At 55.4% G+C, this 15,979-nt stretch carries 13 protein-coding genes; 6 read left to right on the forward strand and 7 right to left on the reverse strand.

Going from position 1 to position 15,979, the window contains the following annotated elements; translation table 11 throughout:
- The first annotated feature begins 60 nt into the window (after positions 1-60).
- Together BM323_RS06385 and BM323_RS06390 are read left to right on the forward strand one after the other, a co-directional pair.
- Positions 61-2,796, forward strand: coding sequence for a TcfC E-set like domain-containing protein (locus tag BM323_RS06385; protein WP_091003253.1), 2,736 nt, complete (start codon positions 61-63; stop codon positions 2,794-2,796).
- A 9-nt stretch (positions 2,797-2,805) separates the two neighbouring features.
- Positions 2,806-3,972: a CfaE/CblD family pilus tip adhesin gene (locus BM323_RS06390; RefSeq protein ID WP_008110576.1), complete on the forward strand. Its 1,167-nt coding sequence runs from the start codon at positions 2,806-2,808 to the stop codon at positions 3,970-3,972.
- Positions 3,973-4,065: 93 nt separating this feature from the next.
- On the opposite strand, the gene BM323_RS06395 is transcribed toward BM323_RS06390, so the two are convergent.
- Positions 4,066-4,659 carry a LuxR family transcriptional regulator gene (locus tag BM323_RS06395; protein WP_091003250.1) on the reverse strand — a complete coding sequence of 198 codons (594 nt, stop codon included), beginning with the start codon at positions 4,657-4,659 and terminating at the stop codon, positions 4,066-4,068.
- Between the two features lie 167 nt (positions 4,660-4,826).
- The gene (gene fusA, locus BM323_RS06400; RefSeq protein WP_008110572.1) at positions 4,827-6,923 is read right to left on the reverse strand and encodes an elongation factor G; all 2,097 of its coding nucleotides are present in this window, start codon (positions 6,921-6,923) and stop codon (positions 4,827-4,829) included.
- 211 nt (positions 6,924-7,134) lie between these two features.
- Here fusA and BM323_RS06405 point away from each other — a divergent pair, with 211 nt between their 5' ends.
- The gene (locus BM323_RS06405; RefSeq protein WP_008110570.1) at positions 7,135-8,046 is read left to right on the forward strand and encodes a ketopantoate reductase family protein; all 912 of its coding nucleotides are present in this window, start codon (positions 7,135-7,137) and stop codon (positions 8,044-8,046) included.
- A gap of 114 nt (positions 8,047-8,160) precedes the next feature.
- Here BM323_RS06405 and BM323_RS06410 read toward each other — a convergent pair whose 3' ends face one another.
- Entirely contained in the window at positions 8,161-8,928 is a 768-nt protein-coding gene (locus BM323_RS06410) for a YdcF family protein (protein WP_008110567.1), read from the reverse strand.
- Between the two features lie 99 nt (positions 8,929-9,027).
- Here BM323_RS06410 and BM323_RS06415 point away from each other — a divergent pair, with 99 nt between their 5' ends.
- Positions 9,028-10,089, forward strand: coding sequence for a LacI family DNA-binding transcriptional regulator (locus BM323_RS06415; protein WP_008110565.1), 1,062 nt, complete (start codon positions 9,028-9,030; stop codon positions 10,087-10,089).
- Positions 10,090-10,136: 47 nt separating this feature from the next.
- On the opposite strand, the gene tmaR is transcribed toward BM323_RS06415, so the two are convergent.
- From tmaR to dacD, 4 genes are all read right to left on the reverse strand, one after another.
- Positions 10,137-10,457: a PTS system regulator TmaR gene (tmaR, locus tag BM323_RS06420; RefSeq protein ID WP_008110563.1), complete on the reverse strand. Its 321-nt coding sequence runs from the start codon at positions 10,455-10,457 to the stop codon at positions 10,137-10,139.
- A 161-nt stretch (positions 10,458-10,618) separates the two neighbouring features.
- Positions 10,619-11,677, reverse strand: coding sequence for an FUSC family protein (locus tag BM323_RS06425; RefSeq protein WP_008110562.1), 1,059 nt, complete (start codon positions 11,675-11,677; stop codon positions 10,619-10,621).
- A gap of 247 nt (positions 11,678-11,924) precedes the next feature.
- On the reverse strand, positions 11,925-12,389 hold the full coding sequence (locus BM323_RS06430; RefSeq protein WP_008110560.1) for a GyrI-like domain-containing protein: 465 nt from the start codon (positions 12,387-12,389) through the stop codon (positions 11,925-11,927).
- Positions 12,390-12,477: 88 nt separating this feature from the next.
- Positions 12,478-13,644 (reverse strand): serine-type D-Ala-D-Ala carboxypeptidase DacD, encoded by a 1,167-nt coding sequence (gene dacD, locus BM323_RS06435; protein WP_154190099.1) that lies wholly within the window; start codon positions 13,642-13,644, stop codon positions 12,478-12,480.
- Between the two features lie 201 nt (positions 13,645-13,845).
- On the opposite strand from dacD, the gene sbcB reads away from it, so the two are divergent.
- Complete coding sequence (gene sbcB / locus BM323_RS06440; RefSeq protein ID WP_091003247.1) at positions 13,846-15,267, forward strand: exodeoxyribonuclease I; 1,422 nt, start codon at positions 13,846-13,848, stop codon at positions 15,265-15,267.
- A gap of 254 nt (positions 15,268-15,521) precedes the next feature.
- Positions 15,522-15,979, forward strand: a 458-nt coding sequence (locus BM323_RS06445) for an Ig-like domain-containing protein (RefSeq protein ID WP_254773228.1), incomplete at its 3' end; no start/stop codon positions are given.

Genomic DNA, 15,979 nt, shown 5'->3' on the forward strand with positions numbered 1-15,979 from the left:
TAAGTGAGCGGCATTAGGCAGGTCGCCCCCCTTATTATTCTTTTTCAGCAGGATGCTGTAATGAAGGTCAATATTCGCGTCGTATTAATAGCCTCTTTCATTACCCTGATCCCCTCTCTTGCAGCCCGCGCTGCCACGCAGGTTCCGCCTGGTTTTGAATCGCTGGTTACCGGCCAGACGCTGTGGGTCAACCTTTCTGTTTACGGGCAATCGCTCGGCCTGTTTGAAGCCTCTGTTTCGCTTGATACCGTCACGTTCTTAAAACCGCATCAGGTTGCACGGGCGGTGATGCAGCATTATCAAAAGGATCCGCAGAAGGAAAAGCGCTTAGACCATTTGATCAGTGCACCGCTGGCACGCAACGGCAACAAGGCATGCAGCAGCAACGGCGGCGCAGCAGGCTGCGACTATCTGGAAACCGATTCCCTCGCGCTGATCTACGACGAAAATAATGCCAAAGTGGCGCTGTTTCTCGGCCCGGAATTTGTGCCGCTGGCGGCAGACAACGCATCGCCCTACTACCAGCAGACCGCCGAAACGGAAGCGGCGTTTATTCATCAGCAGAATATCAATTTCGTCACCAATCGCGATGACCAAACGTTATCCCTGCAGGGTGCGGGCGCGCTTGGACTCACTGAAAACAGCTATGCCGGTATCGACTGGGACTATCTGGCGCAAAAATACCGTCAGCAGAGTCATCAGGAAGTGCGCTTTAACAACGTGTTTCTGCGCCGCGATCTCGGCAAACGCTATTACGTGCAGGCCGGACGCATGGATTCGCGCGATATCTTTAGCAACGCCGGCGGCAACATTACTTTAAGCCAGTTGCCGCTTAGCACCATTGAAGGTGCGCGCGTCGGTTCGACGCTCGCCTGGATGAACCGCGCACAGGCGGCGCAAGGCACGCCGGTGACGGTGTTTATTACGCGTCCGTCGCGTATTGATGCTTATCGCGGGCAACAACTGCTGGGCACCTTTTACCTCAATGCGGGCACGCAAAACCTCGATACTAGCGCCTTTCCCAATGGCAGCTACAGCGTGACGTTGCGCATCTATGAAGAGAATCAGTTGTCACGTACCGAACAGGTACCTTTTAGTCGTACCGGCAATGCCACCAGCCAGAACATTGAATGGTTTGTACAAGGCGGAACCATTCCCGATCGCGAGATGCAGGGCAACGGCGCTGCGTCACAGCAGAGCGCCGACCGCCGCGTGATGCAGGCGGGCATCAAAGTGCCTGTGACGCAAGACGCTGCGCTGACCGGCGGTGTCGCCGTGACCAATCGCAACCGCTTTATCGAAAGCGCGCTCGACTGGAGTCACGGCTTTGATAACCCGCTGCTCGACGGCATTCTCACCACCCGCTTTAGCTACCTGAAAGGCAGCGAAGGCTCGCGCGGCAATATCCAGCAGGTCGCCTATAACGACGGATTCTCCCTCAGTTTCTACCGCAGCGCCTTGTATGCGCAGGATTGCTACAGCAACAACGGTGGGCAATACGGTTTCAGCGGGTGCTACCAGAGCAGCAGCCTGATGTTCAGCGTGCCAGTGAAAAGCTGGTATCTGAATGCCGGCTACAGCGCCAGCAAGAATGAAGGCCGCAATGTGCTGCCCGTTCAATTGGATGATAACGCCGTCGTGCCACAGTGGGCGCGCCGTAACCTCTACAGCAAAACGCAGACCACCACCTGGCAGGCTGGCCTTGGGCGCGGTTTTAGCGTCAACGGCATCAATATTAATACCAGCGCCAATCTCTTTACCCGCACCAGCAGCAGCGGAACCCAGCGCGATAATGGCGGCTTCCTCTCAGTTTCACTCTCGCGCGTCAGCACCCCGACCGTCAATTCACGTTCGAGCTACAGTTCGCTCGGCATGACCTACCAAACCGATCGCAACAACAAAGATCAGATTGGCTATAACGTGGCGCAGAACTGGTATTTCGATGCGCAGAATCAGCAGGAAATCGGTGTGAACCTCAACGGTAGTCAGGAAAACAAGCTGAATGCTTCCGTTTATGGCAAAACCGGCGGCGAATACGGCAGCGGCAGCCTGGCGGTCAGCTCGGCATCGTCCGGTTCATCCGCTCAACGCTTTAGCAGCAGCGGCAGCTATAACTCCTCTTTGGCGGTGGCGCGTTCCGGTCTGTACTGGGGCAAATGGGGCAACGGCCTGCCCGGTGCGGCGGTCGGTTTGCATGTGGCAAGCAGCGATGAGAGTCGCGATACCCGGGTGGATGTCTCGGTTGATGGCGCGGGCAGCGCCAGCCTGCACGGCACCGGCCGCACGCTCTTCAGCGTACCGGCTTATACCCAGAGCGCGATCAGCATCAATGATTCCATCGAATCCACCGACGGGATGCGCAGCGAAATTACTCAAGGTGCCGGACGACGCACGCTGTTCATCGCGCCGGGGCGCATGTTGGTCAGCAAGGTGAATATTGTGTCGCGCTACACCTGGCTCGGCAGGCTGATGATCAATCAACAGCTTCCACTGGAAGGTGCCACACCGCTGAATGTCGCCAGCTGGTCCGGTTTAGGCCAGGGCGGATTCAGCGCTGAGACCGATCACCGCATAAAAAATCTCTACATGGTGCGCGGCATGCAGATGTACCGCTGTGCAATGAAGGTGAAAAGCACCCATGACGTGGTGCGTTACGTCGGCGATAGCGACTGCCAACCTATCGAACTGGCTTCAGTGCCGCAGGATGTGCAGCAACGAGCAAAAATGCTGATTGTCACCCGCCAGGCGGATGAGGTTCCGCTGGCACGCACCGCGCCTTCTGCGCAACAACAATAGGGATTTTGGATGAAAAGTAGCTTTCTTAGCGCGCTGACGCTGTTTTGGTTAATGGTCAACACATTGGCGCAGGCGGCCACGCTCACGCCTTCTGGGCGCAATACCAGCGTTGCGGTGACGTTTGACCGTATGTCAGTGCCGGCGCAATTGCCGATCTGGACCAATGAAAATGGCGGTTACGATACCAATGACGCGCCAAAATGGGGCCGCAACACGCTGGTTTGCCAGTCGCGCACCAGCAATCAATATGGTGCCTGCCTGACATTACCTGTCTGGCTGGAAGCGTCTCCGTCACCCTATCCCGTGCCGCTATTGTTTACCGAAAGCAGCACCAAACAGACGTTGGTACTGAATGTCTATCTCACCAAAAGGCGCTCATTGAATAATGTGGTGGTGGCGACCAATCTGGTGCCGATGAATGCCTTTGGCGGTGCCGTTACGCCGCGTGGCGATGGCACCGATTATTCAGCCTATCTTCCCTCTTCTGAGCTGAGTAAATTCCCGTCGGCGGGCACCTGGAGTGCGACGCTGAAAATGTCGCTGATGCAGTGGCCAGTAACCTCCTGCACCGGAAATTCGCAGAACGTGAACGTGGGTTGTACCAATGTGACGAAGATGGGTGACTGGATCGCCAGCATCACCTTTAAGGTGACGGATTACGGTAATCAGCAGATTTATCTGCCAGAGTTTGGCAATGCGGCCGCCAATATTGATCTCGGTTTAAAAACCTTCCCCGGTGCGCGCGCCACCACCACCGTCAGCGGCAGCCGTTCCCTGGATATGTGCCTGTACGACGGCAATAACTCTGACAGCAACCGGGTGAGCATCTTATTTCAGGACGAAGGTGCAGCCGCGCCCGCCAGAGCCACGGGATTATTTTCGTTATATCGCACAGGCGCGGACAAAAATCTGGCGCAAAATCGTCTCGATTATGCGATTGAAGTGATTAACCCGCTGACCAAAGCGCGCCAGACAGTTGAGAACGGCAGTGAAATTATCTGGAGCGGCACCAACAGAGGTGTGTTGCGACGTGTGGTGTTACCGGGCCAGAGCAATTCGGTGCTGTGCGTTCCCGCGCCGATGCAGCTTATTACGCCAGCCTTCACCCTGTCGTCAAAAACAGCGGGCCGTTATCAGGGTACGTTGAGAATTATTTATACCCCGACGACGCAATAATGGCGCGAGCGGTGAAGACATTATCCGATGTTTTCGTAGGGTGCGCATTTATGCGCACCAGGTCGCCATGAATGGCGACCGTGCGGGGTAGGTTTAAAAATTATTGGTGAAACGCTGATAGAGATGCAGGCTGTTTTTCAGATTGAGTTTTTTAACGATCTTATTCTGATGGCTGTAGAGTGTTTTTTTATTTACACCGGTAATCTTCGCCACCCCTTCAATCGATTCGTAAGTGAATAAACAACACAGGAAGTTGAATTCTTTACGGGTTAAATGATTATTGATGGCGGGAGCAGCCAACAGCTGGCCGTTTTTATGCTGGCACAACATCATCGCCAGCCTGGTACTGATGGTGCCGATTGGAGATTTTTTATCGATAAAACAATCGGCTGTAATGGCATGAGTGCTGTAATTAATCTTGCTTTTCACTGAATCTGAAAAGAAAATCAGTGTTGCATTTAAGGTGATTTTCAGTCTGGTCAGATAATCTATCTGAACCAGCGCCGTGCGAAAGTTTACCGGCAAATCAAAAATAATGATCGGTGAAAGGCTGGCGGTTTTTTCCCTGTCACTCATTAGCGTCTTCATTTCACGAAGCGTATTACAGCAAGTGATATTTGAATTTTCCAGCAGCGCAATTAAGCCCTGCTGGTGATAGCAAGACTGATCCAGATAAATGACATCCATGATTAATTTCCGATAAATATCCCTCATTCTGCAAATACTATCGGCTTACCGGCGGAAATTAACTGTCCATTTTTGGTGCTAAATAATTCACGTCATCGACCGGTCGATTTAAAAGTAGACCGGGCACAAAGTGTTACCTCTGTGCCCGGTCTGATCTCACTCTAAAGCTAGAGGCGGGCGGCGATGATGCTTTCAGCCACGTTGCGTGGCGCTTCCGCGTAGTGCGCAAACTCCATGCTGTAGGTTGCGCGGCCTTGCGACATCGATCGCAGTGTGGTGGCATAGCCAAACATCTCGGACAGCGGCACTTCGGCGCGAATAATGCGCGCACCAAAGCGTTCATCCATGCCCTGCAGCGTACCGCGACGCGCCGACAGATCGCCCATCACGCCACCGGCATACTCTTCCGGCGTTTCCACTTCCACCTGCATCAGCGGTTCGAGGATCACCGGATCGGCCAGTTTCGCGGCGGCTTTGAAGCCAAAGATCGCCGCCATACGGAATGCCATTTCCGATGAATCGACGTCGTGGTACGAACCAAACGTCAGCGTGGCTTTGATGTCCACCACCGGATAACCGGCCAGCACGCCGCTGTTCAGCGCTTCACGAATCCCCTTCTCCACCGAAGGAATGAACTCGCGCGGCACCACGCCGCCTTTGGTAGCATCTTCAAAGGCAAATCCGGCACCCGCCTGCTGCGGCTCCAGCGTCAGCACCACATGGCCGTACTGACCTTTACCGCCCGACTGGCGCACAAACTTGCCTTCCACCTCGCGCACCGTTTTGCGAATGGTTTCGCGATAGGTGACCTGCGGCCGACCAATGTTGGCTTCCACGCCAAACTCGCGCTTCATGCGATCCACGATAATCTCCAGATGCAGCTCGCCCATGCCGGAAATAATCGTCTGGCCCGATTCCTCATCGGTGTGCAGACGGAACGACGGATCTTCGGCCGCCAGCCGCTGCAACGCCAGGCCCATTTTCTCCTGATCGCTCTTGGTTTTCGGCTCAATCGACAGCGAAATCACCGGATCGGGAAACTCCATGCGCTCCAGCGTGATCACCGCATTGGGATCGCACAGCGTTTCGCCGGTGGTGACCTCTTTCAAACCCACGCAGGCGGCGATATCGCCAGCACGAATCTCTTCGATCTCGATACGGTCATTGGCCTGCATCTGGACGATGCGACCGATGCGCTCTTTGCGCCCTTTCACCGCGTTCCACACGCTGTCGCCTTTGCGCAGCACGCCGGAGTAGACGCGCACGAAGGTCAGCTGTCCGACGTAGGGATCGCTCATTAGTTTGAACGCCAGCGCCGAGAACGGCTCGCTGTCATCCGCATGACGTTCGTCGTGTTCGCCCTGCTCGTTGACGCCGCTCACCGCCGGTACGTCGAGCGGTGAAGGCATCAGTTCAATCACCGCGTCGAGCATGCGCTGCACGCCTTTGTTTTTGAACGCGCTACCGCACAGCATCGGCTGGATTTCACCGAGCAACGTGCGCTGACGCAATCCGGCAACGACCTCGTCTTCACTGAGATCGCCCTGCTCCAGATAGCGATCCATCAGCGCTTCGCTGGCTTCTGCTGCTGCTGCCACCATGTTCTCGCGCCACTCGGCGGCGAGTGCCTGCAGCTCAGCAGGAATCGACGCATAGCTGAAGCTCATGCCCTGGCTGGCGTCGTCCCAGTAAATGGCGCGCATTTTGTTGAGATCAACCACGCCGCTGAAGTGCTCTTCCGCACCGATAGGAATCACAATCGGCACCGGATTGGCGTGCAGGCGATCTTTCATCATCTGCACCACGCGGAAGAAGTCCGCGCCCTGACGATCCATTTTGTTGACGAAGGCGATGCGCGGCACATGATATTTGTTGGCCTGGCGCCACACGGTTTCAGACTGCGGCTGCACGCCGCCAACGGCGTCATACACCATCACCGCGCCATCAAGCACGCGCATTGAACGCTCAACTTCAATGGTGAAATCGACGTGTCCGGGCGTATCGATGATGTTGATGCGGTGCGGCGTGAAGCTGCCGTCCATACCGGGCCAGAAGCAGCTCACCGCCGCCGAGGTAATGGTGATTCCACGCTCCTGCTCCTGCGCCATCCAGTCGGTGGTTGCCGCGCCATCGTGCACTTCACCTAACTTGTGGCTCATTCCGGTGTAAAACAGGATGCGCTCAGTGGTGGTGGTTTTACCGGCATCGATGTGCGCGGAGATGCCGATGTTGCGATAACGTTCGATGGGGAGGGTTCGGGGCATGATGCGTCCTTAGTCATTCGACTAGTTATGCGGCGCGCACCATTGCCCGCCGCTGCGCAACAGCCTAAACCTATTGTACGAGTAAATACGAACAGTTTGAGCCTTTTTTAAACATCGTTAAAATCTTGTATCTGATTCAGCATTTACGGGCTGGAAAGCCGTCGCCGCTCACTTTAAGGTAAGGCTTTCACTCTCAACGGGAAAATTGACCATGCGTATTCTGGTAGTCGGCGCCGGCGCCACCGGCGGCTATTTCGGTGCGCGTCTGGCGCAAGCAGGACGTGATGTGACTTTTCTGGTGCGCGAGCGCCGCTTTCAGCAACTGCAGCAGACCGGTTTGGTGCTCAAAACGCCCGCCGGTAGCGAAGTGATTCAGCCGCAGCTGGCGCAGGCCGGTTCGCTTTCGGGGCATTTTGACCTGATTATTTTGACGGTGAAAAGCTTCGCGCTGGATCAGGCGATGACCGACATCGCGCCCGCTGTCGGTCCTGACACGCTGATCATGCCGATCCTCAACGGCATGCGACACATCGATACGCTGCGTGCACGCTTTGGCGACAAGGTGATTGGCGGCCTGTGCAAAATCAACGCCACGCTGGGTGAAAACGGCGAAGTGCTGCAGATGACGCCGCTGCATATCCTCTATTACGGCGCGCTGGACGGTCACAATGATGCGCGTTTGCAGCGGGTGGATGAAGCGCTGCGTGCGGCGCAGTTTGATACGGTGTTTGCCGACAACATCATCAGCGAGCTGTGGGAGAAATGGTTGCTGCTCAGCACATTGGGTGCGGTGTGTTGTCTCGCGCGAGGTAATACGCAACAGGTGCTAACGTCACAAGGCGGCGAAGCGCTGCTGCAAAGCGTATTTGGTGAAGTTTTGGCAGTGCTGAGTGCGGAAGGTTATCAGCAGCGCCCGGCGGTGACGGCGAAGATTTATGAGACGCTGAACAATCCCAAAGCGGCAATGACCTCGTCAATGTATCGCGATTTAACTCAGGGCTTTGAGATTGAGGCCGATCAGGTGATTGGCGATCTGCTGGTGCGCGGCGCACGCAGCGGCGTGGTGACGCCGTTGCTGAACGCGGTGTATGTCAATTTGCAGGTGTATGTTCAGGGTCGATAAAACGGATCGGCGTGGATGACAATCTCCGGATTGGTTTTTCGTAGGGTGCGCATTTATGCGCACCAGGTCACCATAAATGGCGACCCTACGGAAATAATGTGAGTGATTGGTCCATCATAGCCTTGACTGCACGCCTGGCAACTGCTTCAGACGTTGCCAGCCTGCTTCCACCACTTCTGGCACCTCAACGTGGCCGAGGAAACCTTTGCCGCGTGGCCCGTAACCATTTTCATCGTCACGCAGACGCTGGATTTCCCCCATCAGCAGCGAGAGAAAGCGCTCCATCGACCACAATCCCTGCGGCGGCGCACCAATAATGCGCAACATGCCCGCGTCCATCTTCACCTGCGGCACAAAAACCGGCCAGCTGATAAATTCCGGCGCATCCGCACGATCGCGCCATTGATAGCGGAAGGTTTCCCTGGTGCGACGCTGCATCAGCGGATCCTGCACCAGCAATACGCGCTGCGGCTGCCAGCTGTGCTCATCCAGCAGCTTCTGGCTGAAGGCGGCGTTTTCCCCGCAGTTGCGTGAGGCGGTTTCCAGCAGCAGCAAATCGTCTGGTAGTGCGGCAAAGACGCGAGCGACATCGCCTAACAATTCGGCTTCGCTTTTGCCTTTGCTGTCGATTTGGCGATACAGCGGATGCGCCGCGAGCATCTCCACCAGCAACGGCGTTGAGTGGCCAATGCCGCCGCTGATCAATAACGGCAGCTGATATTTTTTCGCCACGGCAATCACCGCTTCCACGTTCGGTAGTACCGCGTGACCGGCGAGAATGGCTAAATCGATGTCGAGCGAGCCATCTTGTGGCATCTGATCCAGCGCCAGCCAGGCCGCCAAGGTGTTGATATCCTGAATCTGATGGTTATTGAGTTGCATCCGGTTCTCCTCTTTTTACCTTTGGCAGTGTAGCGGCTTAAGTGCGTGTCGGCAGGGAAAAATTTGCTACACTCGCAGCTTAATCTTCAGGAGAGATTCATGACTGCGCGCTCAGTAACCCTCGACGATGTTGCTCATCTGGCTGGGGTTTCTTATCAAACCGTTTCCCGCGTCCTCAACCATTCCGAGCAGGTTTCGCCGCGCACCCGCGCCAAAGTAGAAGCCGCGATGCAGCAGCTCAACTATGTGCCGAATCGCGTGGCGCAGCAGCTGGCGGGCAAAAACACCCGTACGCTGGGGCTCGCTACCAGCGATTTAGCCTTGATGGCGCCTGCGCAGATCGCTTCGGCGATTCAGCAACGCGCGGCAGCGCAGGGTTATCATCTGGTGATCGCCATGGCGAATCCCGACAGCGCGCCGCAGGACACCGTGAATGAATTGCTGGCGCAGCGCGTGGATGCGCTGCTGATCAACCTGCCGCTGGATGCCGCGCAGGCCGCGCAGATTCAACAACAGTGCGACAACAAACCGGTGCTGTTTCTCGACGTGGAGCGCAGCGCTGAAGTGGCGCAGTGCCAGTATCAGAGCGAATCCGGTGCGCAGCAGGCGGTTGATCATCTGGTGGCGCTCGGCCATCGTCAGATTGGCGTGTTAAATGGCCCGGCAAGTTCCGCTTCGGCGCGCGCACGTTTTGCCGCGTGGCAGCAGGCGCTGGCGGCGCATCAACTCACGCCATTCTGCGTGTTGAGCGGTGACTGGAGCGCGGCTTCGGGCTATCAGGCGCTGCTGGCGCAGTTGCCCGACCATCTGCCGCAGGCGCTGCTGGTGGCCAACGATCAAATGGCGCTCGGCGCGATGCGGGCGCTGCATCAACATGGCGTGAGGATCCCGGCGGAGATTTCGCTGATTGGTTACGACGATACGGCGGAAAGCGCGTGGTATCAGCCACCGTTAACCACCGTGCGGCAGGATTTGCAGCAGTTGGGCGCGGTGAGTGTTGATCGCTTGCTGGCGCAGCTGGAAGGCGGCGAAGCGGCAGAGAAGACGCTGGAAACCGAGTTGGTACTGCGTGAAACCACGGCGGCACCGCAGCAGGATGAAGTGGATGTGGCAGAGATTGCCCAGCAGTTGCAGGTTTTGGCGCGGAAGTTGAAGCGTTGAGCGGGAAGTAGAAAGAAAAAGGTCGCCATGAATGGCGACCATACGATTTATTGCGCTTTTGGCTCGCCCATCGCTTTCAACTTCTTAGACAGCTCGCGACGCTCTTTAGAGAGGTCAGCGTTTTTGATGATGTACTCATCAACGCGGTCTTCATAGTCCACACGCATGCTGGCGATAATTTCCTGCACCGCCTCGATGCTCATGCCTGGTTTGATGTATTCACTCAGGTTGTCCAGCAGCAGCACACGTTTCTGGTTATCACGGACTTTCTTCTCGTTATCCACGATTTCGCGCTGCAGTTTGTTTTTACGACGGAACATACGCACAAACTCCAGTACGTCCTGAAATGATTGCTTGGCATTTTCCATGTTGGCACCTTTCTTGAGGCCTGCGTCGGCAGGCGGAATAGTCATAACGTTTAGCTTAGCGGCTTGGCCGCCAGGGTTGCAATTCTCACCGCTAAATTCGGACTGGCGCTTATCTTAGCGCAAAGAAAGGGTGATTCACATTAAGTCATTGCCTGAGAAAACTATTTACGCAGCGCCAGCCGCACTAAATCGGTCATGCGCTCCAGCTGACGCGCCTGTTCGAGGCTCAGCCAGACGTAACCGTAAATCGCCGTGGTTTCGGAACGTCCGCTGCGATTGGCAATCAGCTGCTCCAGTTCCTGAGTGATCTCTTCCAGCGCGTGGCTGTTGGCGGTGATCTGCTCGGTTTCGCCTTTCACCATCAACGTTGCCAGCGCATTCAGCGTGTCTTCGGTCATCTGCTGGGTGCGGCGCAGCGTGGGCGCGTTGAGCATAATCAAGTGGCTTTCACGCGACGACCACCATGCATCAATCTGCATCTGCATGGTATTCACCATATTGCGATTGATGGTTTGGATCGCCTCAAACACCGATTTCGGAATGCGCGTCTCTTTGCTCGCCGGCTCCAGCAGCGCACGCATTTTGATCACGCCGCTCAGCAGCTTCTGGAAAGGTTTATTCAGCCGCGGTTTCTCCAGCAGATTGGCGGAGAAACCGGTGTGATGCAGCTTGGCCATGGCGATAAATGCATCCGACAGCTGGATACGCCAATGGGTGTACGCGCGTTGCGCCCAGATGGCGCTAAACAGCAGTGCCATCAATGAACCGAGAATCACGTCGCCGCCTCGCCACATGGCGATGGTGAAATCCCCGGCCGGTGCGCCAACCACTACGCCGAGCGTGATACCGATCAACAGCGCCATGTAAGGATGTTTGCCCAGCGTCAGATAGCCGCAAACCACCATCACGATGGCGCACCACACCAGCATCACCGGCAGCGAAAACAGCTCAAGCTTGAGCGCAATCAGGCCGGATATCAGACCGGCGAAGGTGCCGCTAATACGCTGCACCACACGCGGCAGCACGTTGCCCCAGGTGGAAATCGGCCCCATCACTACCACCAGCGTAATCAGCGGCCAGGTGCCTTCGGGAATGTCGGTGAGGCGTACAAACAGGAAGCACAGCACAAAAGCGATAGCGATGCGCACGCCGTGCACGGCGCGATAGTGGCGGTAGAACCAGAACTCAATCTGCGAGATGGGCTTGTCAGCGCGTAACATGGTTGTCCGGGAACGCTAAAAATTTGCGCGCTATGTTACCCTGGCGAGGGCTGCGGCATCAGGGTTGAACGCAACTATTTTTCGTGTTTTGCTGAAATTCAACATGGGCGTTACATCAGGTTTTCCCAATGGAAACATTGATGTAACGCATTCAGTTTTATGCGGCCATTAAGAAGGTCGCCATGAATGGCGACCTTACGGGTGCGGTGCGGTTTTGTAGGGTCACCATTTATGGTGACCGCGTAATTTAATCAGCCGCACGTACCGGAATATACATATCCACCAGCCAGTCGCCGCTGTCGGATCCATCAGAAAGGTAATGCTCAAAGCACGGACGATTGTCGACTTGCCAACCGCCCAGGGCGTTCAAGCTATCGAACAAACTGCGCCACGCGCTGAAGAAATCGTTGTTGAGCACTTCAACACGCGCATGAAAATAGCGGCCGCCAGGCAATAATCCTTTTTCAATATCGTCGCCCGCTGCCGGAATCATCTCTTCTGGCGCGGTAATCACCGTTTCCACGCGCAGCTCTTCGGGCGGCAACTCCTGCGGATTGCCGTAATAGATCGCCAGCCATTCGCCTTCAACCTTGTGCTCGCTCACCCAGCTTTTCAGCTGGTTAAAGCCGCGCGGCACGGTTTCCTGCCACGGACCTTGCAGATGATAACCGAGCCAGCTTTGCGGATTACGTTCAACAATCGATGCTTTCATACCTTGCCTCTCGTCAGCAGCAGAAACAGCGATTGTGCCATCACCGCCGCAGCACGGCGACGATGATGACGCGGAAATACGCGGCAGATTACAGTTTCTGTTTCACGTAATCGCTGATGCGCGTAATGATGCCCGCCTGATCAACCGCTTGCAGCGCGTAAAGCGGATAGCTTGCCAGCTGCTTATCTTTGTCCATCACCTGAATTTCACCAATCTGCTCGCCCGCTTTCAGCGGCGCTTCCAGATCTTTGCGATCGATAACGTATTTCGCCATCACGTTGGCCACTTCGGTGCGCGGCAGCGACAGATAAATATCCTGCGTGGTGCCGACATCTACTTTATGCGGATTGCCGTACCAGACATTTTCGGTGCCGATTTTTTTGCCCGCGTGGAACAGCTGCACAGTATCAAAGGTGTTTTGGCCCCACACCAGCAGCTTGCGCGCCTGATCTTCACGGCCTTTCGGGCTCTTGCCACCCATGATCACTGCGATCAAGCGATGACGCCCGACGACGTTGGAGGCGATGATGTTGAAGCCAGCGCTTTCGGTGTGGCCGGTTTTCAGGCCATCGACGTGCAGATTTTGATCCCACAGTAAGCCGTTGCGGTTGTTCTGGGTGATGCCGTTCCAGCTCAGGGTTTTCTCACCGTACATGGCGTAGAAATCGGGCTCACCGCTGATGATGGCGCGCGACAGTACCGCCAGATCGCGTGCCGTGGTGTGCTGGCCCGGCGCATCGAGGCCGTGCACGGTTTCGAAATGGGTGTGCGACAGACCGAGCTTCTGCACGTAGCTGTTCATCATGGTAACAAAGCTGCTTTCGCTACCGGCCACGTGATCCGCCAACGCTACGCAGGCATCGTTACCCGAATCGATGATCACGCCGCGCATCAGGTCGCGCACCGTGACCTGATCGCCCGGCTTGAGGAACATCAGCGAAGAACCTTTGAACACCGGATTGCCTGCGCCCCACGCATCTTTGCCGATGGTGACTTTGTCATCGCGGCTAATTTTGTTCTGATCGATAGCGCGATCCACGACATAGCCGGTCATCAATTTGGTCAGGCTGGCCGGATTACGCTCTTCATCCGGATTGCCGGCAGTGAGAATTTGTCCGGTTGTGGCGTCCATCAACACCCACGAAGCCGCATCAATCGGCGGTGGCGTCAGGGGAAACGGCATGCTGTCGTCAGCCTGCGCCAACGATGCCCAAACAATCATTCCAGATACAGTTACCAGCAGACGCCTTTTCAACACTTCTTCCTCAAGCTAAAAAAATGAATTTACCGCCGCACGTTTTACGGCAAATAGCGCTTACAGATCTGAATAAATTGAAAAAAAGTATGAACTGCGCATAAATGCTGCGCGCCCGCTCGCAGCGAGGATGATCAAGGTTGTACTGCTATCCACGGACGACTATCCTGTGCGTTGATTCTCCATTGCCAGGATAACGCCGTGCCCGCCTCTGAGTTCACCTTCTTATTTCACGATTATGAAACCTTCGGTAAAAGCCCATCGCTGGACCGTCCGGCGCAGTTCGCGGGCCTGCGTACCGATAAAGAATTCAATGCGGTAGGTGAACCGCAGGTGTTTTATTGCCAGCCAGCCGACGATTATCTGCCGCAGCCGGAAGCGGTGATGATCACCGGCATTACGCCGCAAACCGCCAAAGCGCGTGGCGTGACAGAAGCGGCGTTTGCCGAACGCATTCACGGCCTGTTTAGCGAGCCGCAAACCTGTGTGATTGGTTACAACAATGTGCGTTTTGATGATGAAGTGACGCGCAATATTTTCTATCGCAACTTCTTCGATCCGTACGGCTGGAGCTGGCAAAACGGCAATTCACGCTGGGATTTACTCGATGTGATGCGCGCCTGCTACGCGTTGCGCCCGGAAGGCATTGAGTGGCCGGAAAATGACGATGGCTTCCCAAGTTTTAAGCTGGAGCATCTCACCAGGGCCAACGGCGTGGCGCACGAACAAGCGCACGATGCGATGTCGGACGTTTATGCCACGCTGGCGATGGCGAAACTGGTGCAAGAGAAGCAGCCGAAGCTGTTTGAGTTTCTGTTTACCCATCGCAACAAACAGAAACTGATGACGCTGATTGATATCCCGCAGATGAAACCGCTGGTGCACGTTTCAGGCATGTTCGGCGCGGCGCGCGGTAACACCAGCTGGATTGTGCCGCTGGCGTGGCATCCGGATAACCGTAACGCGCTGATTGTTGCCGATCTGGCCGGTGATATGTCGCCGCTGCTAGAGCTAGGATCAGATGAACTGCGTGAGCGTTTGTATACCCGTCACAGCGATTTGGGCGATCTGCCTGCGGTGCCGATCAAGCTGGTGCACATCAATAAGTGTCCGGTGCTGGCGCCCGCGAGCACGCTGCGTCCGGAAGATGCCGCGCGCCTGAATATCGATCGTCAGCAGTGTCTCGCTAACCTCAAGCTGCTGCGTGACCACGCCGAAGTGCGTGAGAAAGTGGTGTCGCTGTTTGCCGACGCCGAGCCGTTTACGCCTTCGGATGATGTGGATGCACAGTTGTATGACGGTTTCTTCAGCGACGCCGATCGCGCGGGTATGAATATTATCCGTCAGACGCCGCCGCAGAACTTACCGGCGCTGGATTTGAGCTTCGAAGATAAGCGTATCGCTAAACTGTTGTTCCGCTATCGGGCGCGCAACTTCCCCGGCACGCTGGATGACGCCGAGCAGCAGCGCTGGTTGCAGCATCGCCGCGAAGCGTTGAATGCTGAGCGGGTGCAGGCGTTCCTGCTGGAACTGGAGTCGCTGGCGAGTTTGCATGAAGACAATACTGAGAAGATGGCACAGCTGAAGGCGCTGTATTTGTATGCGCAGGAGTTGGTGTCTTAAGAAGATTTGTTCAATGCCCTCTTCGCAAGAGAGGGTTTTCCTTTTAACCGGCTTTTTACTTCGTTTTTTTAAGCATCGAATTCATTGGTTTCACTCTCCGTCTGATTTTTTAGTTCCGCTCTTAAAATACACATAACTCATTGCCTTTGACGGGCTTTTGAGACACGTCTCTTTAGTAGCTGAAATACGTTTCTATACCATTTTGATTCTCTTAACTCACTACAACGCTTAGTTATTGAATCGGAATTGAAACTATGAACTTACTTGCATATGACCAGACAAAATATATTTACAGAGATATTCGACGCCCTACTTTCGCCGGCTCCACCGGTGAATACCATCCAAACACCGTAGTAAGAATTACGCTTGGCCAAAAACAGGTCAATGCGGATTACAACCCTGTTGACGGCAAATTCACCTGGACGCTCGATGAAGATCTGCCTGATGGTGTTTATAATCTGTCAATTATTGTCATTGATGCTGCAGGTAATGTTGGTCCAGCAACCCTGCGCACGCTGGTCATTGATACCACGCCTCCCGAAGCCCCTGAGCTTATAAATCTCAAAGATGACGTTGGCGCGAAAACCGGTAGCTTTGATCCGGGCCAGCTAACAGACGATGCTAAACCAACCCTGACGGGCGTTGCTCAGCCTAATACCGTTGTATATTTGCGGGATGCAGCAGGCAATGATATTGGCAGTGCAAAAACTGA

It is taken from the genome of Pantoea sp. YR525 (assembly GCF_900116775.1).
Lineage (GTDB): Bacteria > Pseudomonadota > Gammaproteobacteria > Enterobacterales > Enterobacteriaceae > Pantoea > Pantoea symbiotica.

Excerpts from the sequence above, each read along its gene's own strand:
- BM323_RS06385 (WP_091003253.1), top strand. The coding sequence starts at position 61 with ATGAAGGTCAATATTCGCGTCGTATTAATAGCCTCTTTCATTACCCTG.
- BM323_RS06390 (WP_008110576.1), top strand. The coding sequence starts at position 2,806 with ATGAAAAGTAGCTTTCTTAGCGCGCTGACGCTGTTTTGGTTAATGGTC.
- BM323_RS06395 (WP_091003250.1), bottom strand. The coding sequence starts at position 4,659 with ATGGATGTCATTTATCTGGATCAGTCTTGCTATCACCAGCAGGGCTTA.
- fusA (WP_008110572.1), bottom strand. The coding sequence starts at position 6,923 with ATGCCCCGAACCCTCCCCATCGAACGTTATCGCAACATCGGCATCTCC.
- BM323_RS06405 (WP_008110570.1), top strand. The coding sequence starts at position 7,135 with ATGCGTATTCTGGTAGTCGGCGCCGGCGCCACCGGCGGCTATTTCGGT.
- BM323_RS06410 (WP_008110567.1), bottom strand. The coding sequence starts at position 8,928 with ATGCAACTCAATAACCATCAGATTCAGGATATCAACACCTTGGCGGCC.
- BM323_RS06415 (WP_008110565.1), top strand. The coding sequence starts at position 9,028 with ATGACTGCGCGCTCAGTAACCCTCGACGATGTTGCTCATCTGGCTGGG.
- tmaR (WP_008110563.1), bottom strand. The coding sequence starts at position 10,457 with ATGGAAAATGCCAAGCAATCATTTCAGGACGTACTGGAGTTTGTGCGT.
- BM323_RS06425 (WP_008110562.1), bottom strand. The coding sequence starts at position 11,677 with ATGTTACGCGCTGACAAGCCCATCTCGCAGATTGAGTTCTGGTTCTAC.
- BM323_RS06430 (WP_008110560.1), bottom strand. The coding sequence starts at position 12,389 with ATGAAAGCATCGATTGTTGAACGTAATCCGCAAAGCTGGCTCGGTTAT.